The organism is Streptomyces rishiriensis, assembly GCF_003112535.1.
GTDB classification, from domain to species: domain Bacteria; phylum Actinomycetota; class Actinomycetes; order Streptomycetales; family Streptomycetaceae; genus Streptomyces; species Streptomyces rishiriensis.
On sequence record NZ_BEWA01000002.1, the window covers coordinates 167,287 to 190,772 of the forward strand.

The window sequence follows — 23,486 nt, forward strand, 5'->3', positions numbered from 1 at the left end:
GTCCGACTGCCAGCCCGGCCGGATACGGAAGTCCGACTGCTCGTCCGGCTCGCGCGCCGAGGCCAGACCAGGCTCGCGCGCCGGACGGCAGAACACCGCGAAGGTCGTCGGGGGCGTTCCCGCCCTCGATCCACCGTCGCGCCGGACACCGCCAGGCTCCCCAGGCGGCCGCCAGGCTCCTCAGGCCGCCGCCGTGCCGCCCGGACGCGCCGTGCGATTGCGCATGCGGCGCACCTTGCGGCGGACCTTGCGGACGAAGCCGCGCAGGAAGGTCTCGGTGGGGTTCTTGCGCCACCCGGGGTACGCCTTGGCCTCGCGGGGCTCGGCCAGGTAGGTCCGGTCGGGGACGCCGGCCTCGGGGGAGCCGTAGTGCGGGTAGGCCAGGTAGAGCTGGGTGCCGCGCTTCTTCAGGACGGGGGCCGGCTTGCTCTTGGCCTGGATGAACTCCAGGACGTCCACGAGGAGGTCGGCGCGCCCGCGGGCCACCAGCTCCAGGCGCAGCCTCTCGTGGACCAGGAGGCGCTGGGCGACCCCTTCGTTCCAGTAGGCGTCCATCAGCGGCTTGGCCAGCTCCAGCTTGGTGCGCCGCGTCTCCTCGTCGTTCCTGAGGAAGACGGGCCCGAACTGCGGCAGCACGGTGACGAGGAACGGGCGGACCATGAGCACGTCACGCTTGGGGCCGGGCGGGACCAGTCGTTCCAGCAGACCCATCAGGGCGCGCGCGGAGTCGAAGCGCAGGGTGTAGCTCCCGCTCTTCGTCACGTGCTTGCCGTCGTCGCGGCCCACCAGGTAGTAGCAGGTGTAGTCGGCGACCACGGAGACCCCGTCGGCCCTTAGATACGCCTCCATCGTGAACAGCGCGTCCTCGCCGGTCCACAGCGACTCGTCGAAGCGCATGCCGTGCCGCTCCAGGAACTCCCGGCGGAACAGCTTCTGCGCGCTGAGCGTGAACTTGATGTTGGACGAGTACACGTCCGTCCGGTCGAGCGTCTCGCCCCACATCGACCTGGGCGGCTTGCGGTTCACGCCCTCGACCCGGCCGAGGACCACGTCCGTGCCGTTGCGATCGGCCATGGCGACCATGCGCTCCAGAGCCTCGGCGCCGAGCCGGTCGTCGGCGTCCAGGAAGAAGACGTAGCGCCCGGTGGCCTTGGACAGGCCGACGTTGCGCGGGCCGCTGGGGCCGCCCGAATTGTCCTGGCGGATCACCGTGACGTCCATGGGGGCGCGGGCGGCGAACTCCTCCAGGAAGTCCCCGGTGCCGTCCTGGGACCCGTCGTCGACGGCTATGACCTCGATGCGGGCCGGGTCCAGGGTCTGCGCCTCGACCGATGCCAGGCACTCGACCAGATACGGCATCGCTTCGTACGCCCCGATGACCACCGTGACGTCAGGCTGCACAACGGTCACTGTTCCCTCTCACCACGCAACGGTCTCCTGACACAAACATGCTTTGGACACCCGATAGACGATGGGTGAACAGGATGGGTTGCCTGTGGCAACGCGTGTTCCACCTCACAGGATGCACCAGAGGCCGGGCCTCCGGAGCATTCCCCCCGGGGACCCGGCCCGCGGCGACGCGTGCCTCAGGCGGTGGTGACGTCCCTGGTCCGTGCGGCTTCGCCGTCCGCCTCGGCGTCCGTCTCGCCGTCCGGCATGTCGTCCGGCGCGACCACGAGGGAGGCCTGGCCCACGTTGCGCGCCTCGGCCTTCACCGTGAGGTCGGTGACGGCCGTGTCGAACCGTTCGCGGGAGGTGGGCTCGTCCGGTCCGAGCAGGTACTCCTTGAGTTCCCTGCGGTCCTTCGCCAGCGGGTCGCCGGCCGGGTCGCGCACGGCGTCCAGGAGCCGGTCCAGCTCGACGGCGTCGTTGCCGAGGATCACCGCGGCGCGCACCGCGGTGTTCTGCCGCCTGAACTCCTCCGCGCCCAGTTCGGCGGAGTCCGTGACCGCGTAGGGCTTGCCGCTCGCGATGTAGTCGGAGACCACGCTGGAGATGTCGGAGACCATCGCCTCGGAGGCGTTGAAGCAGTCGTACAGATGCGGTGAGGCGCCGGTGATCACCCGGTGCTCGTACGAGGGGAACGAGCGCCAGTAGGTCTCGTTCCACTCGGCGCGCAGCCGGGCGGCCTCCTGGTGCTTGCGGACGTCGACGATGCCGTCGCGGCTGGTCACCGCCTCGTCGGCCCGCTCGTCGAAGCCGAGCGAGAGGCCGTCCAGGCGGGTCTTGAGCCGGGTCAGCTCGGCCTTGGCCCTGGCCTGGGCGGCCGGGTCCGCGGTGAAGCGGGAGTCGCTCGCGCGCTGGGCGGCGGCCTTCTTGATCAGAGCGGTGATCCGACGGTGCGCGGCGCCGGCCTTGGCGCTGCGGGTGCCGGTGAACGGGTGCGGCTTGTACAGGACGCGGACCGGGGGCTCGGCGGTGACCAGCTTCTTCACGATGTTCTCGCCGGCCAGCAGCAGCGAGGTGTTGCCCGGGCTGTCGTCCCAGCCCTCCCAGGTGGGCGCGTACAGCACCGTCGGGACGCGGTCCGCGGGCACGCCGTCGCCCGGCCTGATGGACGCCAGCTGCGGGCGGCCGACCTCGACGATGTCCTCGTCGCGGATGCCGACGTCGGCGATGGCGTAGCGGTCGCGGCCCGCCCGGCCGGCGACCCACACCTCGTCGTAGACCTTGCTGAACGGGTTGACGCTGGCGACCTTGTCGCTGTCGCCGTGGCCGATGAAGACGTGCTTCATGGTCGGCACGCGCAGCAGGTGGATGTTCTTGCCGACGTTCGCGCAGTACAACGCGACCCGCACCATGGACAGGTCCAGGTTCATCAGGTGCACCCCCCCGGGCACGCAGATGACCGGGACCGACGTGGGCGCCATCTTCTCCAGGACGGCGCGCTCACGCAGGATCACCAGCGGCCGGGCCTCCATCTGCTCCATGATCTCCAGCCACATGTTGACCTGGTAGGCGGAGTCGTCGGAGCCGGAGAAGTACAGGACCGCCTCGGGCCGGTACTCGCGCAGCCAGGAGCTGACGGTGGCCAGCACCTTGGGAGCCTTCGGCGGGAGCCGCCTGGCCCGCAGATGCGGCACCAGCGCGAGGACGTACAGCGCGCCGAGGCCCAGGGTGACGGCGATGCCGACGAAGCCCGGACGCACCGAGTCGCTCATCGCGTAGACGAGCAGGCCCACGACGGCCGCGAGGTCGAGGTGGAGCATCTTGACCGTGGCGCGGTTCAGCAGCAGGCGCGGCGGGGCGTCCGGGATGCGCAGCCGGGAGGCCAGGTCGACGTTCCTGGTCGCGACCGGCATCTGGCGGCGCTTGGCGATCAGGGTGACCAGCGCGCCGTGCGGCGCCTGCAGGCCGAAGAACACCGTGAAGCACGCGATCGCCGCGTAGAAGACCGACTCCTGCGAGAGGCCGAGTCTCGCCAGCAGCAGGATCAGCAGCAGCTCGCGGACCAGGAACCGGGTGGACACACCGGCTCGCACCTTGGACAGCAGGCCGATGAGGCGACTGCGCTTGCGGTGGAGATAGAGGTCCGCCAGGTAGGTCACGGCGGCCGCGACGGCGAAGGCGGGAGCGCTCGGGACGAGCGCGGCCGCCATGAGGCCGGGGTAGCCCAGCATCATGAGGACCGCTGCGGCCAGTTCGGCCGCGCTGCCCACCCGGGCTACGCGAATAGCGGTGGATATCACGGAGAAACCTGCTCTGGGAGGGGGCCGGTCATAGGTACCTGAAAGTCCGGAAAATCCTTTTTGAAGGTTTCGGGAGTTTTACGGATTCAGGCCTCTGTGAATTCTCCGTAAACCGGGAGCCACAGAGGCCTGAAAATTCGATGGCTATTTGGCGTCGATTATGCCACGCCGTTCTGCCGATCCAGCACCCCGGCCAGGGCCTGCTCGAAGTCCGAGGCCTTGCCGGCAGCGGCCGTCGGGTCCTGCTGACGGACGTCGACGACATGGCCGGTGAGCTCGGAAAGCAGCACGTCGAGGGAGGTGCGGGCGACGGCCTCGGAGGACAGCAGGCTCTCCGCGGGCTCCTGCCCGAAGGCCTTGGTCCGCATGGGAGTCGCGGTGCGCTCGGGGTTGACGCAGTTCACCCGGATGCCGTCGCCCGCCCACTCGTCGGACAGGGCCTGGGTGAGATTCACCATGGCGGCCTTGGTCGAGGAGTACAGGCTGTACTCGGCGCGGCCGCGGGTGTAGCTGCTGGAGGTGTACAGCAGCAGCTGGCCCTTGGTCTCCGCCAGGTACTTGTAAGCCGAACGTGCTATCTGCACCGGCGCCAGGTAGTTGACCTTCAGCGCTTCCTCGATGGTCGCGTTGTCGGTCTCGGCCAGTTTGCCGATGCGCAGCACTCCGGCGGTGTTGACGACGAAGTCGATGCGCCCGGTCTCGCTGTAGGCCTTGGACAGGGCGTCGTCGACCTCCTCCGGGTTCTCCACGTGCGTGCCGGTGGTGGAGCGGCCCAGGGCGTAGACCCGGGCCCCGTAGGACTCGGCGAGCTCGGCGATGTCCTTGCCGATGCCGTACGAACCGCCGAAGACGACCACGGTCCTGCCGGTGAGCAGCTCGCGGTAGACCTCCTCGCCCTTCTGCTCGGGGGTGGCGGAGGAGGCCAGCTGGAAGAGCTTGTCGGCGATGAAGACGTCGACGGGCTGAGTCACCTTCATGTTGTACTCGTCGCCCGCCACGACGTGGATCGGCACGTCCGGCAGATAGCGCAGGACGACCGTGCAGTCGTCGGTGGCCTGGAAGTTGGGGTCGCCCGCCGCCACCTCGTAGGCCCGCCGGATGGTGGACAGCTTGAACGCCTGCGGGGTCTGGCCGCGGCGCAGCCGGGAGCGGTCCGGGATCTCGGTGATGAACTCGCCGTCCTCGCCGTGCGTGCGCGTGACGATGATGGTGTCCGCGGACGGGATGGCCACGTCGACGGCCTGGTAGCGCTCCAGGGCGGTGACGCAGTCGTCGATGACGCGCTGCGAGAGCAGCGGGCGCACGGCGTCGTGGAAGAGGACGTTGAGGTCCTCGCCGTCGGCCAGCCCCTCGCCCAGGGCGGCGATGGCGCGCTCGGTGGTCTCGTTCCGCGTGGAGCCGCCCTCGATGATCGCCCGGACCTTCTGGAACCCGGCCTTGGACACGATCTTCTCGACGTCGGGCACATAGCCGGGCGCCATCAGCACGATGATGTCGTCGACCGAGTCCGCCTTCTCGAAGGTGGTCAGCGTGTGCTCGATGACTGCCTTGCCGGCGATCTTCAGCAACTGCTTGGGGATCGACAGACCCACGCGCTGGCCGGTGCCACCGGCCAGGATCACTGCGGTGGTACGGGGCTTGGCTATGTGCTGGGACACAGGGGACCTACCTTGGGGCGACAGGGACGAGGAAATGGTCCCACTTGCGGTTACCGCGATGCAAGGTGAGCGCCGTTCGCTGCAAATGTGCACGCAACCTGGCATTCATCTGGCGGCGCTGGCGATTGCCGAGACGTCGGCGCAGCTTCCCGCTGACGCCTGTGTAAATCCTGTGAGTTGCTCCACAGGAAGTAACGCATTGCCCGGGCCGGGGTGACGGGTGTGACTCTAACGGTCCTTGAGGAGCGTCATCGCCGCCGCGGACGTCCGGGGCGGCGCTCACCGGGCCCGCACCCGCCTCTTCGCCCGGTCCTGGCGCAGCGAGACGCCCGGGGACCTTGCCGATCTTCACGTCCTGGCCGACGGGGCTGCACCTGTCCTTCATATGCAGGACGCCCCACCGTGGACCGGCCTGGAATTGAGCGGGTCGGCGGGGACCGATAGGAAGGAATTCACTGCCCGCATTTCTCGGCATTTCCGTCCCGTCGGCCTCGAGAGAACGGTTCGCCGTGCGGGGCACGGGCGGCCGAGAAAGCGCCGCCGTAAGACGGCGTCCCGCAAGGAACGGCAGGAGAGGTTCCTGAGACGACGCCGAGAGGAACGGCCGAGAGGAACGGGGGACGGCGCTGAGACCGGGCCGGGGCGGGTGCCGGCCCGGACGAGTGGGGCACGGGCGAGCGGGGCACGGGCGGGTGCGGGCATAGGCGAGTGCGGGTGCGGGCACGGGAGAAGCCGGTCGAGGCAGGCCCCCGGGAACGGGAACCTGCCTCGACGGTGCGCGGGCGGAGCGGGGATCAGAAGGGCTCGAAGCCCTCGAACTCCTGGGTCGCCTCGTCGCGTTCGGCCTGCTTGTCCCGGCGGCGCTGGGTCGCGGGGCGCGGGGCCTCGAAGCGGTGGTCCTCGCCGCGGCGGCCGAGCATCTCGGCGCCGGCCGTGACCGACGGCTCCCAGTCGAAGACGACCGCGTTGTCCTCGGGGCCGATGGCGACGCCGTCGCCGCCGCGGGCGCCCGCCTTCATCAACGCGTCCTCCACACCGAGGCGGTTGAGCCGGTCGGCGAGGTAGCCGACGGCCTCGTCGTTGTTGAAGTCGGTCTGCCGCACCCAGCGTTCGGGCTTCTCGCCCCGGACGCGGAAGAGGCCGTCCTCCTCCAGCGAGACGGTGAAGCCGGTGTCGTCGACCGCCTTCGGACGGATGACGACCCGGGTCGCCTCCTCCTTCGGCTTGGCCGCACGCGCCGCGCCCACCATCTCGGCGATGGCGAAGGACAGCTCCTTCAGCCCCATGTGGGCGACCGCCGACACCTCGAAGACGCGGTAGCCGCGCGCCTCCAGGTCCGGGCGGACCATCTCGGCGAGGTCCTTGCCGTCCGGCACGTCGATCTTGTTGAGCACCACGAGCCGCGGCCGGTTGCCGAGACCGCCGTACTGCTTGAGCTCCTCCTCGATGATGTCGAGGTCGGAGAGCGGATCGCGCTCGGACTCCAGGGTCGCGGTGTCCAGCACATGCACGAGGACGCTGCAGCGCTCGACGTGGCGCAGGAACTCCAGACCCAGCCCCTTGCCCTGGCTGGCGCCCGGGATCAGGCCCGGCACGTCGGCGATGGTGTAGACCGTGGAGCCGGCCGTCACCACGCCCAGGTTCGGGACGAGGGTCGTGAACGGGTAGTCCGCGATCTTCGGCTTGGCGGCGGACAGGACGGAGATCAGCGAGGACTTGCCGGCGCTCGGGTAGCCGACGAGGGCCACGTCCGCGACCGTCTTCAGCTCCAGGACGATCTCCTGGAGGTCGCCGGGCTCGCCGAGCAGCGCGAAGCCGGGCGCCTTGCGGCGGGCCGAGGCCAGCGCCGCGTTGCCGAGGCCGCCGCGGCCGCCCTGGGCGGCGACGTACGAGGTGCCGTGGCCGACCAGGTCCGCCAGCACGTTGCCGGCCTTGTCCTGGATCACCGTGCCGTCCGGCACCGGCAGGATCAGGTCCTGGCCGTCCTTGCCGGAGCGGTTGCCGCCCTCGCCGGGCTTGCCGTTGGTGGCGCTGCGGTGGGGCTTGTGGTGATAGTCGAGGAGCGTGGTGACCGACTGGTCGACGACCAGGATCACATCGCCGCCGCGGCCGCCGTTGCCCCCGTCGGGGCCGCCGAGCGGCTTGAACTTCTCACGGTGGACGGAGGCACAGCCGTGACCCCCGTTACCCGCGGCGACATGCAGTTCGACGCGGTCCACGAAGGTGGTCATCTGGGTGCCTCCAGCACTTGCTACTAAACGAAACGTACGTATCTGTCTACTGCGTAACACGCGAAAGGCGGACCCGCCTTCCCGCACGGGAAGTGAGGTCCGCCTCGCGAAAGCTTCCGATCAGGCGACCGGAACGATGTTCACGACCTTGCGGCCACGGTGGGTGCCGAACTCCACCGCACCGGCGTTCAGGGCGAACAGCGTGTCGTCGCCGCCACGGCCGACGCCCGCGCCGGGGTGGAAGTGCGTGCCGCGCTGGCGGACCAGGATCTCACCCGCGTTGACGACCTGACCGCCGAAGCGCTTCACGCCGAGCCGCTGGGCATTGGAGTCGCGACCGTTCCGGGTGGACGATGCGCCCTTCTTGTGTGCCATGTCTCCTCAGTCCCTTACTTCGCAGCCGCGGGGATCTCAGTGACCTTGATCGCCGTGTACTGCTGGCGGTGGCCCTGACGACGGCGGTAGCCGGTCTTGTTCTTGTAGCGAAGGATGTCGATCTTGACACCCTTGTGGTGGTCCACGACCTCGGCCTGGACCTTGATGCCGGCCAGAACCCACGGGTCGCTGGTCACAGCGTCACCGTCGACAACGAGCAGGGTCGAGAGCTCGACCGTGTCGCCAACCTTGGCAGTGGAAATCTTGTCAACCTCAACGATGTCGCCGACAGCAACCTTGTGCTGGCGACCACCGCTGCGCACGATGGCGTACACGCGGATCTCACTCTCTCGCTCTGGGACGGCATCCCCGCAGTCCAGCCACCCGGGAACGAACACGGACGGCCTCTCCCGGCCACCTAGGTACCGGTACCCGGGAGGAAGAGGGTTTACGGAGATGTGGCATGTCAACCGACACGCCGAGGGTCAAGGCTACGGGGCCGGGCTTGAGGGGTCAAACCGGGCCCGTATGCTCGCACCGAGATGCCAGACACCCGGAAGGCGAAGAAGTGAACTACAGGGTCCAGCCCAGCGCCCAGGTCGACGACAGCGCCGAGATCGGCGCCGGGAGCAGCGTCTGGGACCTCGCGCAGATCCGTGAGGGCGCACGCCTCGGTGAGGGTTGCGTCGTCGGCCGCGGCGCCTACGTCGGCTCGGGCGTGCGGATGGGCGACAACTGCAAGCTGCAGAACTACGCGCTCGTCTACGAGCCCGCCGAACTCGGCGACGGTGTCTTCATCGGTCCGGCCGTGGTGCTCACCAACGACCACAACCCGCGTTCCGTGGACCCTGACGGCAACCAGAAGCGCGGCGGCGACTGGGAGGCCGTCGGGGTGAGGATCTCCGACGGCGCCTCGATCGGCGCCCGCGCGGTGTGCGTCGCACCGATCACGATCGGCCGCTGGGCCATGGTCGCCGCGGGTGCCGTGGTAACGAAGGACGTGCCCGACTTCGCCCTGGTAGTGGGCGTCCCGGCCCGTCAGGTGGGCTGGACAGGCCGCGCCGGCGTCAAGTTGGTGGAAGAGGACGGCATGGCGGGACTTTGGAAGTGCCCGCAGACCGGCACGCTGTACGAGGAGAAGGACGGCGTCCTCACGGAACGCGAGGGCTGACGACGCCCGGCTGCGTGCAGGGATGCGATGTCGCCGCGGGTAGGGTTGCGCTGCCGCGTCGCATTACCCAACTGGACCCGTATCGGACACGCGGCGCGCAGTTGAAAGGGCGAAAGGGATCCGGATGAACAGCCACGTGCTCTATCTCGCACTGGGTACGTACCGAGTGCGAGCGGCGCGCGAGCAGGTGAAGGAACTCGCCGCCTCGGGAACCAGGGTTTCCTTGGTGGTGTCGGACGATACGGAGTGGAAGGACGCCCTGACCGAGCTCGGTCGGCTGGACGGTGTGGACATCGTCCGCGTCGCCCCCGGCAAGGACGGCGGCTGGGCAGCCGCCAAGAAGCTCGCGGGGGCGAAGTCCGGGCCGTTCGCCCAGGCGGACACCATCATCGCCGGTGACGCTCAGGCGCTGCCGATCGCCTGGATCGCCCGCCGTCGACGGCCTGAGCTCGAACTGCTTCTGGAGCCGCACGGTGCCGGGCGCGAGATCGCGCCCGCCGACCTGGCCGTGCTCACGCCCTGGTACCCGTCCCCGAACAACCCCTACGCCGGGTCCTTCGTCCAGGCAGCCACCGCCGCTGTCGGCGACGAGTACGACCGCGTCACCGTCTTCCACACCGAGGACTGGTCCGGCAAGGCACCCGGCGCGCTCGGCGACGCGATCCCGGCGACCGTCAAACGCCTCCGGGAGCGCTCCGCCCTCGGCCAGGTCCTGGACACGCCGGAGGGCACGCTCGTCCGCGTCCCCGTGCCGCTCATCCGCCGCAAGAACTACGCCCCCTGGGTCGAGGCCCAGGTGGAGGCGGTGCGCAGCGCCCTGCCCACCGGCCGCATCGAAGCGCCCCTCGTCCACGCCCACGCGGGCATCTACGGCGGCGTGCTGGCCCTCAAGCTCGCCCGCCCGGACGCGCGTGTCGTCGTGACGGAACACGCCACCTTCCTGGACCAGGTGTTCGCGCAGGAACAGGGGGAACGGCTCTACGGCGAGATGCTGGAGCGTGCGGACGCGGTCATCTGCGTCGGGTCCGTGCTGCGTGACCAGATCGTCGAGCGGTTCCCGAAGCACGCGGCCAAGATCGGCGTGATACCGAACGTGGTCGCCTTCGATCGCTTCGTTCCGGGTCCCGAACGTTCACCCGAGATGCTCCGTTGGCTGTACGTAGGGCGCCTGGTCAAGCAGAAGGGCGTCACGGAGCTGCTGGAGGCCTTTGCGCGGGTCGCCGCGAAGGAACCGGACGCGACGCTCACCATGGTCGGCCACGGCCCGCTCGACGACGAACTGCGCGAGCGGGGCGCGGAACTGAAACTGGGCGACCGGTTCCGGATCCTTCCGCCTGTCGCTCCCGAAGCCGTCGGCACACTGATGCACGAGTACGACCTTCTGGTGCACGCCAGCAAGCTGGAGACCTTCGGGATGACGATCGTCGAGGCGATCGCCACCGGCCTCCCCGTGCTCACCACCCGCAGCGGCGGCCCCGACGAGACCATGGCCGGCATCGAGCCGATGGTCGGCGCACTCATGGACGTCAGCACCGACCCCGCCGTCATCGTGGACGCGTACTGGCGACTTCGCGACCGGGCACATGAGCTCGATCTGCGTGGGGCCCGGAAGATCCTGGAAAGCCGCTACGGGCGTGAGGCCGTCGCCGAGCAGCTCCTCGACGTCTACAACGGCGCCCTCGCCCCCATCCCCGAGCCTCCCGTCACCAGGGAGGTACAGGAAGCGAAGACGAAGGTCGCCGCGGGGAAGAAGAAGGACGCAGCCGGTGACTCCGCCGAGCCCGTCGGACGCGCTGTCATCCTCGCGCTGACCCCCGGAAAGCCCCGTCGCATCGCCAACTTCGCCAACGACCTCGTGGACCGGGGCGTGGAGGTCACCATCGTCACCGCGCAGTCGACGCGGCAGTGGGCGCGGATGGGCCTCGGGCCGGGTGTGCCGGTGCTGAGCATCGAGGACGCCGAGAAGAAGCTGCGCATCCCGCGGGCCGAGCGCTTCCTCGTCTACCGCGCACCCCGTGCGGTGCTGCGCCGGGCCCAGAAGATCGCCGCGAAGAACCGCGACGCGCTCGGCCCGGAGCTGGCCGTCGCCACTGTGCAGCGGGCCCACACCAAGGTCGCCAACGCCTGGCACAAGAAGGTGTTCAACCGCACCTACAAGGAGGTCAGGCCGCAGCTCCTGGCACGGATCGCCAAGCGGCGCGTCCTGCCCGAGCTCAGCCTGGACCAGGTGGATCACGTGTTCGTCAGCGACATCAACTCCACGGTGACGGGCTGGAAGTGGGCCAAGTCCCACCCGCACCTGAAGGTCACCACGAGCCTGGACCGCAAGGTCTACGACACCGAGTGATCTGAGCTGCCAGGTTGCTGGGCGGTACCACCTCTTTCCTCGGTGGTGCCGCCCACAACCTTTTTCCGCCCCGGCCGGTCGAACACCGTGAGATGCGTCGGTTCACCAACAGGGGGGAATCTCATGTCAGTTCTCGGCAGGACCCTGCCGACGGCGGCGGCCGTGGCGGCCCTCACGGGCGGAATGCTCTGCGCGGCGCCCGCGCATGCCGTGGTGGGCGGCGGCACGGCCACCACGTCCGACTGGATGGTGCAGATCCACGCCACCCAGCCCGACGGGAGCGTGCGGATCTGCGGCGGCGCGGCCGTGGGCGCGCACAAGGTGGTGACGTCCGCGGGCTGCGTGACGGGAGCCAAGAGCGTGCGGGTGGCCTCCGGCACCACCAGCCTCCTGGCGGAGACGGAGATGGACCCCGGGGGCGAGGACTCCAACGCCTCGGTGGTGAAACGCACCTGGACGGCGCCGGGCTACGACCCCGCGACCGGCCGCGACGACATCGCGGTCCTCACCACGCGCGACCCGCTGCACACCTCCGCCTACGTGCGTCCGGCCGCCTCCTGGGACATCGGCGCGGACACGCCCGGGACGGTCGGCGCCCTCGCCGGCTGGGGCAGCACCAGCGGCGACTCCCGGACGCCCTCCCCCAACCTGCGCAGGGCGTCTCTGGAGGTCCGGCCCGACACGGAGTGCGCCGAGGCCGCCGGGGCGGCGTGGACGCCGGGACGGATGTTCTGTACCACTCCCCCGCCTCCTGAGCAGGACACCGGCGGCGGGACGCCGTGCACGGGCGACGAGGGCGGTCCGCTGGTCGTCAACGGCCGGCTCGTCGGCGTCTACTCCCGCCCGACCGGCTCCAGTTGCACCGCCGAGGGCAGCCGTGCCGTGTTCACCAAGGTGAGCGCCCTCATCGGGCAGATGAGCGCCCGGATCAACGACACCGACCTGAACGGTGACGGCTTGGCCGACCTGTTCGCGATGACACCGGCCGGCAAGCGGTACGAGTACGACAGCACCGGCAGCGGTCTGAAGCCCCGCAGCCAGTGGCCCACCCTCACCGCGCCCTACAGCCGCTACCGGCAGGTCGACGTGAACGGGGACGGATTCCAGGATTACGTCTACCGGACCGCCTCGGGCGATCTCTACCAGAGCTACGACGTCTACGTCTACGAGGGCTGGGGGAACTGGACCCGCGACCGCTACGAGACGAAGATCGGCAGCGGCTGGAACAGCATGCGGTCGATCACCGTCCCCGGCGACGTCAGCGGCGACGGCGTCCCCGACATCGTCACGGTCGACGGCAACGGCGTGCAGTGGGTCTACGCCTTCCGGCCGGGCGCCGGCCAGGGCCTCAGCGGCAAGTGGAAGACCGGCACCGGCTGGGCCGGATACACCCTCTTCGGCAGCGGCGACTACACGGGCGACGGCAAGCCCGACCTGCTCGCCCGCGACACCGCCGGCCGGCTGTGGATCTACAAGGGCACGGGCAGGGGCGACGCTCCCTGGCAGGCCCGCGCCCAGGTCGGCCGCAGCGGCTGGAACTACACCGCGTACGCGGCGTCCGGTGACACCGACGGCGACGGCAGGGCGGACTTCTACGCCCGGGACAGCGCCGGCTACCTCTGGCTGTACAAGGGCACCGGCAACGCCTCGGCGCCCTTCCAGAACCGGGTGAAGATCGGCGGCGGCTGGAACGTCTACAGCCTCATCAGCTGACCCGGCACGCTGCCCTTGCACGAACGAGGTGGCGCCCGGCCGGAACTCCCGGCCGGGCGCCACCTCACGTCGTACGTCGCGTCACGAGCCGACGATCTCCCGCAGCCGCTCCTCGAACGGGATGAGCGTCGCCTCGCGGGTGTACGTCTGCGCGTGCTGCTGGGCCACCGCACGCTGGTCCGGCGTGAGATCACGGGCCGCCTTGCCCGCCGCCACCATCGACGCGGCCAGCGCGTCCACGTCCAGGCTGTTGGCGTTGAACCACAGCGGATAGCCGTCGAGCACATCCTGCGCGGCGATACCCGGCTGGTGCACCGAGACGATCGGGTGACCGGACGCCATGTACTCGAAGATCTTGCCCGAGGTGACGTACCGGCCGCCGCCCGCCAGGAAGACCAGGACGTCCGCATCCTCGTAGACCCGGCCGACCTCGGTCTTGGAGACCGGGCCGAGGTAGCGCAGACCGTTGTCTTCCACGCCCTCCAGGTGGTCGCCGTCCTCGTTGAGGCCGAGGCGCGCCCTGAGCGCTCCGGGGCTGTTCTTGAAGAAGCCGAGGTGACCGTGGAGCTGCAGCTCGGCGTCGGCCAGATCGGGATGCCGTCTGGCGATCTTGAACGCCTCGGCCATCTCGTCCAACGGCTGCTTCGCCGTGAGGGTGCCGAGGTAGGCGAACTTCAGCGGGCGCGGCTGGTCCTGGCCGGCCTCGCTCACGGCCGGCTCCCCGGCGGCGCCGCTCTCGGCCGGCAGAAGCACGTCCGGGTCCCAGCCGTTGGGCACGACCATCATGCGGTCCGCCACGTCCGGGTAGCGCTCGGCGTGCCAGCCGCGCAGCGCCTCGTTGACGAAGACGGAGGCCGAGGCCTTCGCCAGCATCCGCTTCTCCCACCCCCACGCGATGTGGCCCTCGGGGAAGGCCGGCTCGTCCTGGAAGATCTCCAGCGTCCACGAGTCCCGGTAGTCCATGACGTACGGGACGCCCGTGAGCTTGTTGAACATCCAGGCCGCGCCGAACGAGGCGAAGGGGTTGCCGGTCGCGATGACCACGTCGAACCGCTTCTTGGAATGCAGCTTCAGCGCCCGTACGACGGACGCCCACGCCCAGGAGGAGTAGCGCTCGGGGAAGAGCTTCGTCTGGCTGAACTGGTAGACCCGCTTGGCCATCAGCGGGAAGCTGCGGCGCAGCCAGCTGAACTCCCGCAGATCGTGCTGCCAGGTGTAGTGGTTCAGCGAGGGACGCTCGACGCGGATGCTGGGGTCGACGGTCTTCGACAGCTCCTCGTCGACGGAGCCGATCACGTCGTAGAGGAAGTCGAGCGGAGCCGCGCAGACCGTGACGTCCCACCCCTTCTCCACCAGGTGGTTGGCCGTGGCGCGGGCGCGGTAGACGCCACTCGCCCGCGACGGCGGAAAGTAGAACGCCAGATAGAGCACGCGGGGGCGCCGGTCGCTACGGTTCTTCATCGGTCTTCCTCGGTTGGTCAGCGAGCGGCTGAGTGCTGCACGGGCGCAGCGACGGGTGACGGTACGACGGAATCGACGCTGTAGGCGACGCGCGGGGTTCCCTGGCCGCCGGAATGCCAGGTCTCCAGCAGCTGCACCGCGTGCGGGATCGACAGGGCGTCGGCGACCACGACGAGTTCGGGGCCGCCCTGCGCGCCGAAGCACCGCTGGACCATGCGTGCCCCGACAGCGGGCCACACCCTGCGGTGCAACGGCAGGAAGACCCGGCGGTGCACCCGCCCCGCCACCCGCTTCTCGTACGCCTTGAGGGCCTTCTGCGTCCGCGCCCTGAGCGGTCCGCGGCCGAGGGCGCCGGCCACGCTTCGGGGCGCCTTGTAGAGCACCGCGCGCTCGAGGCGGCGCGGCAGGTGCCGTGCCTCCAGCTCGTCCGGCGTCATCAGCTTCACGCCCGCGGCGAAGTCCTCGGTCGCCCAGCGCTTCTTGTCGTTCACCAGGACGACGACCCGGCCGCCCGCCTCGGCGACGGCAGCGGTTTCTTCGACCACGGCCCGCTTGCGTGCGGCGCCGAGGGCCAGGAACAGGACCTGCATGTCACTCCATCACGGGGAGTCGGGGAACCAGAGTCGGTAGTGCGCCTGGGCCACGGCCTCGTAGCCGTAGTCCGCGGCGAGCTTCGCCCGGGCGCGGCCGAGGTCCAGCCCCTTGTCGAGGAAGCGGGCGCGCAGCCGGCGGAAGCCGTCGCTGATCGACTCGGCGTTCTCTTCGACGTCGATGAGCTCGCCCGCGGCGTCCTCGATGCCGGCGAGGATCTTCTGGGGTCCGCCGCATCGGGTGACCAGCACCGGCAGACCGGCGGCGAGCCCTTCGACGATCGTCATGCCGAACGTCTCGTACCGGCTGGGATGCACCAGCAGGTCGTGCTCGCGCATCAGTTCCAGCGCCCGCTCATGGGGGATGGAGCCGAGCAGTTCGACCGCGTCGCCCAGGCCGAGTTCGGCGACGCGTTCGGTGAGCGGGCGGCGCAACGGGCCCTCACCGGCGAGGGTGAGGGTGAGGGTCGGGTCCTCGGCGTGGCACTGGGCGAACGCCTCGAGGAGCCAGCCCACGCCCTTGTGCTCGCCCAGGGTGCCGAGGTAGATCCACTTGGTGAGGTCCTTCACCGGCTCCGGTCGCGGGGCGTCGAAGGAGATCGGGTTCGGGATGCGCAGGATCTTGTCCGCGTGGTGCGGGAACTGGCGCTCCAGGGTCTCGGTGATCTTGTCACCGACGACGAGGAAGCCGGTGACGCCCTCGAGGAGCTCGTCGTACAGCGGAACGGCGTCGGGATCGTCGAAGACCTTGTCCAGGAACGACGCGTGCTCGGTGACGAACACCTTGGCGCCGGGCCGCGCGTTCTTCAGCGCCGCCCAGCCGCTGGGCAGGCCCACATGGGCGTGCACCACGTCGGCGGGAAGGGGCTTGCCGCCGAGCAGGCTGCGCAGCTGCCGTTCGTGGTTGAGCGCCTGGGCGCCGTGGTTCTGGCCGCGGGGAACGGTGACGGGATACTGCAGAAGTCCGGCGCCGCCCGCGGTGGGCACGCGGTGCACGGCCCGGGACATCAGCTTGGCGTTGGCCGCCTCGACGGCCTTGGTCGCCGCCGCGTCCATGGGGGCCACCCAAGGATCGCCGTGGTACACGGTGAGGCTGTCGCAACCCGGCGCCGTCGCCTCCACCATGGCCTGGACGAAGGACCCCCGGAAAGGCAATTCCCGCGTCGGATACCACGGCGTGATCACGGCCACATCCCGGGATGTTGCCTGCTTCATGTCGACTTCCTTCGAGATTGCCCAGCGAGGCGTCAGATTATCACCGGCGTCGCGGACCGCTCGGGACCGGATCGGACCACTCGGGACCGGATCAGATCGGACCGGCCGCCGGTCCCGAGGACCGGCGGCCCGAGCGGGTCACTCGCCGTTGCGGACCAGGGTCTGCCATTCCTCGAGGATGCGGACGACGTTGTGCGCGGCGCGCCCGTCACCGTACGGGGTGCCCTTGTCCGCGGTCGGCGCGTCACGGGTGACCTTGGCGGCCCACTCGGCGGCGGGCAGCGTGTGCGGGTCCGGGACGAGGACGTTCCAGCCGGTCTCGACCGTCTCCACCCACTCCGTCTCCGGACGGATCGTGGTGGTGACGCGCTCCAGCAGGAACGCCTCCTTCTGCAGACCGCCGGAGTCGGTGACGACACCCGACGACGCCAGCACCGCGGCGATCAGACCGGCGTAGGGCAGCGGGCGGCCGACGTGCAGCGACCCCTTCGTCAGCTCGATGCCGTGCTCCTTGGCACGGGCGACGAGCCGCGGGTGCGCGAGCAGCGCGACGGGCACCGGCAGCCCGGCGAGGGAGTCGACGATCGCGGCGAGCCGCTCCGGGTCGTCCGTGTTGTCCGGCCGGTGGATCGTGGCCAGCAGGAACGGCTGCCCGGGGTCGATGCCCTCGGGCAGGACCGGCGCCGGGTGCTCGCCCGCGAGGACCGCGTCGCGGATCTTCAGGCAGATGTCGACCATGACGTCCCCGGCGAGCACCGCGCGCTGCTTCAGGCCCTCGTCGGCGAGGTGGCGCATGGCCTCCTCGGTCGGGGCGAGCAGCACGTCCGCGCTGTGGTCGGTGAGCACGCGGTTGTGCTCCTCCGGCATACGGCGGTTGAAGGACCGCAGGCCGGCCTCCAGGTGCGCGACCGGCAGGTGCATCTTCACGGCCGACAGGGCGCCGGCGATCGTGGAGTTGGTGTCGCCGTAGACCAGGACCCAGTCCGGCTGCTCCCGCTCGAAGACCGGGTCGAGGGCGGAGAGGACCGCACCGGTCTGCACTCCGTGGCTGCCCGAACCGACCCCGAGGTGAACGTCCGGGTCGGGAATGCCGAGCCCCTGGAAGAAGACGTCGGACAGATCCGCGTCGTAGTGCTGCCCGGTGTGCACAATGACATGCTCGTGTCCGGTCCCGGCGAACGCGGCCGCGATGGGCGCGAGCTTCACCAGTTGGGGCCGGGCTCCGACGATGCTGATGACTTTCACTGCGCACTCTTCATTCTGGTCCGGGGCGGTGGGGAGATCGGCGTAATCATACTGGAGGCCCTGAGGCCCCCAGGGGCCGGAACTGCTGGGGCGCACGGCGCTTTCGCGCCCGCGGGCGGAGGGCCGGGACGACGTCCGTCGTCGCCGTCACCGCCGGCGAACCGGTGCGTCGGCGCCGTACCGAAGCCCCCGCCCCCGGTAACGGGGGCGGGACCACAGGACGGTTCGCGGACGTTCGCGGACGAGCGCCTCAGCCGCCGATGACGACGCGGCGGACGCCCTTCCAGGCCTCCGGGTCCGTCGTGCGACGGCCGTCGACCAGGACGGTGACGTCCGGCAGGTCGGCCGGGGTCAGGGTGCGGTACTCGGCGTGGTCGGCCTGCAGGATCGCCGCGGTGACCTTCTCGCCCGCGTGCGGGGTGAGGCCGTGCGCGAGGAGCTCCGCGTCGGTGTACATCGGGTCCGAGACGAACGGGACCGCGCCGCGCGCCTTGAGGGCCTCGACGGTCGGGAAGACGCCCGAGAAGGCCGTCTCCTTCACGCCGCCGCGGTAGGCGGCGCCCAGGACGAGCACGTTCACACCGGTCAGGTCGCCGTACGCGGCGGCCAGCAGGTCGACGGCGTACTCGGGCATCGCGGCGTTGGCCTCACGCGCGGAGCGCACGACGGTCGCGGCCGGGTCGTTCCACAGGTACATCCGCGGGTAGATCGGGATGCAGTGGCCGCCGACGGCGATGCCCGGCTGGTGGATGTGGCTGTAGGGCTGCGAGTTGCAGGCCTCGATGACCTTCTTGACGTCGATGTCGTTCTGGTCGGCGAAGCGCGCGAACTGGTTCGCCAGGCCGATGTTGACGTCCCGGTAGGTGGTCTCGGCGAGCTTGGCCAGCTCGGAGGCCTCCGCGGTGCCCAGGTCCCAGACGCCGTTCGGCCGCGGCAGGTCGGCGCGCTCGTCGAAGTCGAGGACCTGCTCGTAGAACTCCACGCCACGGGCGCCGGACGCCTCGTCGATGCCGCCGACCAGCTTGGGGTAGCGGCGCAGGTCGGAGAAGACGCGGCCGGTCAGGACGCGCTCCGGGGAGAAGACGAGGTGGAAGTCGTCGCCCGCGGTCAGGCCGGAGCCCTCGGCCAGCATCGGCGCCCAGCGGGTGCGGGTGGTGCCGACCGGGAGGGTCGTCTCGTACGAGACCAGCGTGCCGGGCTTGAGGCCCTGCGCGATGGCCTTCGTCGCGGAGTCCATCCAGCCGAAGTCCGGGGTGCCCTCGGCGTCCACGAACAGCGGGACGACCACGACGACGGCCTCGGACTCGGCGACCGCGGACGCGGTGTCGGTCGTCGCGCTCAGCAGCCCGGCGTCGACGGCCTGCTTCAGCTTGACGTCGAGGTCGTGCTCGCCGGGGAACGGCTCGACGCCGGCGTTGACCAGCTCGACGACCTTCTCGTTGACGTCCGCGCCGATGACCCGGTGGCCCTTGGAGGCGAACTGCACGGCCAGCGGCAGGCCGATCTTGCCGAGTGCTACTACACAGATGTTCATGGAGGGTCGCTACTTCCTTTTGGAACCGGTCGGCTTCTTGAAACCGGCGGACTTCAACTTTCTGACGCCGACCGCCCTGGAGCGGACGGCCAGGGACTTCAGCTTCCGGCCGGGAGCTGCCAGCGCCCGCAGGACCAGAGCGCTCTTCGGCGGGTACATCTGAGCCGTGTCGATCACGACACGCCCCTTGTCGTTGACGATGGCCGACGCCCGGTAGGGGTCCCCCTCCCGGCCCCACCGGCGGGCCAGCGGCATGGGCAGGCCGGTGCCCGGCACGGGTACCTCGTACGTGGCGCCCGCCAGGTCCACGTACACCCGCACACCGCGCTTGGCGGTGACGTACTCCAACGGGATCCGGGCGTGCAGCACGGTTGCGGCGCCGTCCTCGGCGGGCTTGACGAGCTGCTCGCCCACGGGCGCCGGGGTCTTGTGGTTCGGCTTCAGCTTCCGGGCGCCCGGCTTGTCGGCCGACTTGGGCATGGCGCCCTTGGTGAGCCGCAGGGTCATGCCGTCGGTCACGCCGACGACGGGCACCCGCACGGACGCCGAGTAGGTCAGTCCGTCGCCCTGCTGCTCCCAGTCGGAGGCCAGCAGCTTGGTGCCCGGGGCGAGCTGGGCGGCGACCGAGTCCCCGGCCAGCACCTCGAAGACATGGTCGGCCAGTCCGATGCGCGGGTCACGGAAGCCGGGGTAGCGCGCGAAGACGTGCTCGCCCTCGACGACGAACGTGACGCCGTTCTCCGGCTCCGAGACGATCGCCTCGCACAGCTCGTCGACCGCGCCGGCCTGCGCCAGGGCGATGCGCACCCGGCGCTTGACGTCCATGGCGTCACGGATGCCGTCGGTGAAGTACGCGTCCGCGAGTCGGGCAATGCCCGCGCAGATCTTCACCCGCACCTCGCGGTCCAGGGCCGGGAAGTCGTCCTGGACGAGCTTGGCCAGCTCCCAGGTGAAGTGCCGGCGCAGCAGGGCGTCGCGCTGCGGACCCGCCTCGATGAGGCCGGCCGCGAAGTTCATCATCTCGGCGGTGCACTCGAGCCGGGAGAGATGGTCGGCCCGGTAGGTGATGTTGCTGGCGTCGCCGCGCTTGACCGCGTAGTAGCAGGTGTAGTTCGCCACCACCGAGATCTTGCGGGCCCGCACCAGGGCCTCGATGGTGAACGGCTGGTCGCTGCCCACGGCCATGTGCTCGGGGAAGCGCAGCTTGTACTTCTCCACCATCTCGCGGCGGAAGAGCTTGGTGTTGGCCAGGGTGAAGGGCACCCCCGGCTCGTCCAGGCTGACGTCCCGGTCGCCGTGCTGGAACAGCGCCTGGTGGACGTAACGGCCGTTGGTGCCGACCATCTTGCCGACGACCACGTCCGAGTCGTGCTTGTCGGCGTACTTCACCATGCGCTGCAACGCCTCCTCGCCGAGGTAGTCGTCGGAGCCGATGAAGTACACGTACCGGCCGGTCGCCAGTTCCAGCGCCCGGTTGCTGGGCGCGGCCGGGCCACCGGAGTTCGCCTGGTGGATCACCTTGACGGTGTCCGGGTACAGGGCCGCGAACCGGTCGAGTTCGCGGCCGCTGTCGTCGGTGGAACCGTCGTCGACGGCTACGATCTCCAGCCGCTCGCGTCCGATGGTCTGCTTGACCAGGGAGTTCAGGCACTCCGTCAGGTACGGCATCGTGTTGTACACCGCGACGACGACACTGACGTCAGGCGCAGCACTCATGCTAGGGCTCCTGGTCTCCGCCGGCCGTGCCGGCTGGGTCCTGCGGGGAAAGTCTCACAGAACATAGGAGTCCCGCCGAGCACGCACCGTTCCCCCGATGTGTGATGCTCAGCTGCCATGGACGGCCAGGTCCTCCACCGGAAGCGTAACGCTGGTGTTGTGGGCGGCCGACTCCAGAAGCGCCGCCGCCACCTCGACGGTCCGCATGCCCTGGCGCAGGGAGCAGATGTCGACGGGCTTGCCGAGCACCGCGTCCCGGAAGAGCTCGTGCTCGACCTGCAGCGGCTCGCGCTTCGGGATGGCGTACCGGATCATGTCGCCCTCGGAGACGCCGCGGAAGGCCCGCAGGGCTTCCCACTCGGTGGTCACGGCCGCGTTGGAGTGGAACGTCAGGTCGGCGGTGAGGGTGTCGGCGATGAAGCAGCCGCGCTCGCCGGTGACCGACGTGAACCGCTCCTTGAGCGGGCTCAGCCAGTTCACCAGGTGGTTGACCATGGTGCCGTCGTCGAGGCGGCCCACCGCGGAGACCATGTCCTCGTGCTCACGACCGCTCTTGGAGACGGTGTGCGCGGCGATCGACACGTACTGGCGTCCGGTCACCCAGCCGGTGAGGTCGATGTCGTGCGTCGCGAGGTCCTTGACGACGCCGACGTCCGCGATGCGGTGCGGGAAGGGACCCTGGCGGCGGGTGACGACCTGGTAGACGTCACCCAGCTCGCCGGCCTCCAGGCGGGAGCGCAGCGAGAGCAGCGCCGGGTTGCAGCGCTCGATGTGACCGACGCCGGCCACCAGGCCCTTCGACTCGAAGGCCTCGACGAGACGGCGGGCGCCCTCCACGGACTCCGCGACCGGCTTCTCGATCAGCGCGCAGACGCCGGCGTCGGCGAGCGCCAGACCGACCTCTTCGTGCAGATGCGTCGGGCAGGCCACCACCGCGTAGTCCACACCGAGGGCGATCAGTTCCTCGACGGTGTTCAGGATCGGCGCGCCCTGGGCGGCGCCGAACTTGTCCCCCATCGGGTCGACGACGCCGACGAGGTCGACGGCGTCCAGGCCCGACAGGACACGGGCGTGGTGACGCCCCATGGAACCGAGGCCGACGAGTCCCGCTCGCAGCGACTTCCCGGTACTCACAGTTGCTCCCCCAGAGCATTGACGGCGGTGACGATGCGCTCCAGGTCCTGCGTGGACAGGGCCGGGTGCACGGGCAGGGACACGACCTCGGCGGCCGCACGGTCCGTCTCGGGCAGGTCCCAGTCGCGGCCGGCCTTCTGGTCGGGCTCCCAGTACGGCTTCAGCCGGTGGATGGGAGTCGGGTAGTACACGGCGTTGCCGATGCCGGCCTCGGTCAGCCTGGCCATCGCGGCGTCGCGGTCGCCCTGGATGCGCACCGTGTACTGGTGGTAGATGTGCCGGGCGCCCTCGGCCACCTTCGGCGTGATCACGTTCGGCGCCGTGATGTGCTCGGTGAGGTAGGCGGCGTTGGCGATGCGCTGCTCGGTCCAGCCGTCCAGCTTGCGGCGCTGCACGCGGCCGATGGCGGCCGAGACGTCCGTCATGCGCACGTTGGCGCCGACGATCTCGTTGGCATAGCGCTTCTCCATGCCCTGGTTGCGCAGCAGGCGCAGGGTCCGCGCGGTCTCCGCGTCCCCGGTGGAGATCATGCCGCCCTCGAGGCTGTGCATGTTCTTCGTCGGGTAGAAGCTGAACGTGCCCACGGCGCCGAAGGCGCCGACCGGGGTGCCGTTCAGCGCGGCCGCGTGCGCCTGGCAGGCGTCCTCGACGACGGCGAGCCCGTGCTGCCGGCCGATCGCCATGATCTTGTCCATGGCCGCCGGGTGCCCGTACAGGTGCACCGGCATGATCGCCGCAGTGCGCGGCGACAGGGCGGCCTCGACCGCGGCCGGGTCCAGACAGAACGTGTCCGGGTCGACGTCCGCGAACACGACGTCCGCGCCGACCAGCCGCACCGCGTTGGCGGAGGCGGCGAAGGAGAACGAGGGCACGATGACCTCGTCGCCCGGGCCGAGGCCGAGGGCGAGGAGCGACAGGTGCAGCGCCGAGGTGCCGGAGTTGACCGCGACGCAGTGACGTCCCTCGACCAGCTCCGAGAACTCCTCCTCGAAGGCGGCCACCTCGGGCCCCTGGACGACCATGCCGCTGCGCAGAACACGCACGGCGGCTTCGATCTCCTCCTCGCCGATCACTGGTTTGGCGGCCGGTATGAACTCATGGGCGTCGGTCATCGACATCCCCTCCTCTACGGCGACCCAGAAGGCGCACCACGTCATGCACGGTCGGGAAGGGGCCGTGTCGATGCACAGCACGGCCGCATCCCTGGTTGTCCGCCGACGCCTGTGGGCGGGCGGACGGCTTGTCCACAGGACCCCGCCCGGCGAGGGTTCCTTGCGGGAAGTCAGCCGTCTCCGGCTGCGAGACCGGATGTGCTCTTCGGCTGTGGTCACGGTGTGCATGTCTTTGGCCACCGGGACCAGAGTGCACGTTACCAGTCTGGAGACGACGAACTTGCCCAGGGTCACC

Annotated in this window: 17 protein-coding genes; 3 read left to right on the forward strand and 14 right to left on the reverse strand. The window is 70.0% G+C overall.

Translation table 11 applies throughout. The annotated features are described in order from the left end of the window. Positions 1–180: 180 nt before the first annotated feature. The 6 genes from Sri02f_RS02475 to rplU all read right to left on the reverse strand — a co-directional run bounded on the left by Sri02f_RS02475 (position 181) and on the right by rplU (position 8,288). Complete coding sequence (locus Sri02f_RS02475; RefSeq protein WP_108999392.1) at positions 181–1,410, reverse strand: glycosyltransferase family 2 protein; 1,230 nt, start codon at positions 1,408–1,410, stop codon at positions 181–183. Positions 1,411–1,586: 176 nt separating this feature from the next. Further along, the gene (locus Sri02f_RS02480; protein ID WP_245970366.1) at positions 1,587–3,659 is read right to left on the reverse strand and encodes a CDP-glycerol glycerophosphotransferase family protein; all 2,073 of its coding nucleotides are present in this window, start codon (positions 3,657–3,659) and stop codon (positions 1,587–1,589) included. A 188-nt stretch (positions 3,660–3,847) separates the two neighbouring features. Further along, the gene (locus Sri02f_RS02485; RefSeq protein ID WP_108999394.1) at positions 3,848–5,347 is read right to left on the reverse strand and encodes a bifunctional cytidylyltransferase/SDR family oxidoreductase; all 1,500 of its coding nucleotides are present in this window, start codon (positions 5,345–5,347) and stop codon (positions 3,848–3,850) included. Positions 5,348–6,141: 794 nt separating this feature from the next. Beyond that, on the reverse strand, positions 6,142–7,578 hold the full coding sequence (gene obgE, locus Sri02f_RS02490) for a GTPase ObgE (RefSeq protein ID WP_108999395.1): 1,437 nt from the start codon (positions 7,576–7,578) through the stop codon (positions 6,142–6,144). 120 nt (positions 7,579–7,698) lie between these two features. Beyond that, the gene (gene rpmA / locus Sri02f_RS02495) at positions 7,699–7,953 is read right to left on the reverse strand and encodes a 50S ribosomal protein L27 (protein WP_007381992.1); all 255 of its coding nucleotides are present in this window, start codon (positions 7,951–7,953) and stop codon (positions 7,699–7,701) included. Between the two features lie 14 nt (positions 7,954–7,967). Further along, positions 7,968–8,288, reverse strand: a complete 321-nt coding sequence (gene rplU / locus Sri02f_RS02500) for a 50S ribosomal protein L21 (protein WP_007381993.1) — start codon at positions 8,286–8,288, stop codon at positions 7,968–7,970. A 233-nt stretch (positions 8,289–8,521) separates the two neighbouring features. On the opposite strand from rplU, the gene Sri02f_RS02505 reads away from it, so the two are divergent. The 3 genes from Sri02f_RS02505 to Sri02f_RS02515 all read left to right on the forward strand — a co-directional run bounded on the left by Sri02f_RS02505 (position 8,522) and on the right by Sri02f_RS02515 (position 13,184). After that, positions 8,522–9,124, forward strand: coding sequence for an acyltransferase (locus Sri02f_RS02505; protein WP_108999396.1), 603 nt, complete (start codon positions 8,522–8,524; stop codon positions 9,122–9,124). 124 nt (positions 9,125–9,248) lie between these two features. Then, entirely contained in the window at positions 9,249–11,471 is a 2,223-nt protein-coding gene (locus Sri02f_RS02510; protein ID WP_108999397.1) for a glycosyltransferase family 4 protein, read from the forward strand. Between the two features lie 123 nt (positions 11,472–11,594). After that, complete coding sequence (locus tag Sri02f_RS02515; protein WP_108999398.1) at positions 11,595–13,184, forward strand: trypsin-like serine protease; 1,590 nt, start codon at positions 11,595–11,597, stop codon at positions 13,182–13,184. Positions 13,185–13,265: 81 nt separating this feature from the next. On the opposite strand, the gene Sri02f_RS02520 is transcribed toward Sri02f_RS02515, so the two are convergent. The 8 genes from Sri02f_RS02520 to Sri02f_RS02555 all read right to left on the reverse strand — a co-directional run bounded on the left by Sri02f_RS02520 (position 13,266) and on the right by Sri02f_RS02555 (position 23,191). Next, complete coding sequence (locus Sri02f_RS02520) at positions 13,266–14,645, reverse strand: glycosyltransferase (protein WP_108999399.1); 1,380 nt, start codon at positions 14,643–14,645, stop codon at positions 13,266–13,268. 17 nt (positions 14,646–14,662) lie between these two features. Further along, positions 14,663–15,235 (reverse strand): hypothetical protein, encoded by a 573-nt coding sequence (locus Sri02f_RS02525; protein ID WP_108999400.1) that lies wholly within the window; start codon positions 15,233–15,235, stop codon positions 14,663–14,665. A 9-nt stretch (positions 15,236–15,244) separates the two neighbouring features. Then, positions 15,245–16,450 (reverse strand): glycosyltransferase, encoded by a 1,206-nt coding sequence (locus Sri02f_RS02530; RefSeq protein ID WP_245970368.1) that lies wholly within the window; start codon positions 16,448–16,450, stop codon positions 15,245–15,247. A gap of 138 nt (positions 16,451–16,588) precedes the next feature. After that, entirely contained in the window at positions 16,589–17,695 is a 1,107-nt protein-coding gene (gene wecB / locus Sri02f_RS02535) for a non-hydrolyzing UDP-N-acetylglucosamine 2-epimerase (protein WP_108999401.1), read from the reverse strand. A 250-nt stretch (positions 17,696–17,945) separates the two neighbouring features. Continuing rightward, positions 17,946–19,229 carry a nucleotide sugar dehydrogenase gene (locus tag Sri02f_RS02540; protein ID WP_108999402.1) on the reverse strand — a complete coding sequence of 428 codons (1,284 nt, stop codon included), beginning with the start codon at positions 19,227–19,229 and terminating at the stop codon, positions 17,946–17,948. A 9-nt stretch (positions 19,230–19,238) separates the two neighbouring features. Further along, the gene (locus tag Sri02f_RS02545; RefSeq protein ID WP_108999403.1) at positions 19,239–20,945 is read right to left on the reverse strand and encodes a glycosyltransferase family 2 protein; all 1,707 of its coding nucleotides are present in this window, start codon (positions 20,943–20,945) and stop codon (positions 19,239–19,241) included. Between the two features lie 108 nt (positions 20,946–21,053). Further along, a complete protein-coding gene (locus Sri02f_RS02550; protein ID WP_108999404.1) occupies positions 21,054–22,079 on the reverse strand; it encodes a Gfo/Idh/MocA family protein in 1,026 nt (341 codons plus the stop codon). Continuing rightward, positions 22,076–23,191, reverse strand: a complete 1,116-nt coding sequence (locus tag Sri02f_RS02555; protein ID WP_108999405.1) for a DegT/DnrJ/EryC1/StrS family aminotransferase — start codon at positions 23,189–23,191, stop codon at positions 22,076–22,078. Before Sri02f_RS02555 ends, Sri02f_RS02550 begins: the two co-directional genes overlap by 4 nt. Positions 23,192–23,486 lie beyond the last annotated feature (295 nt).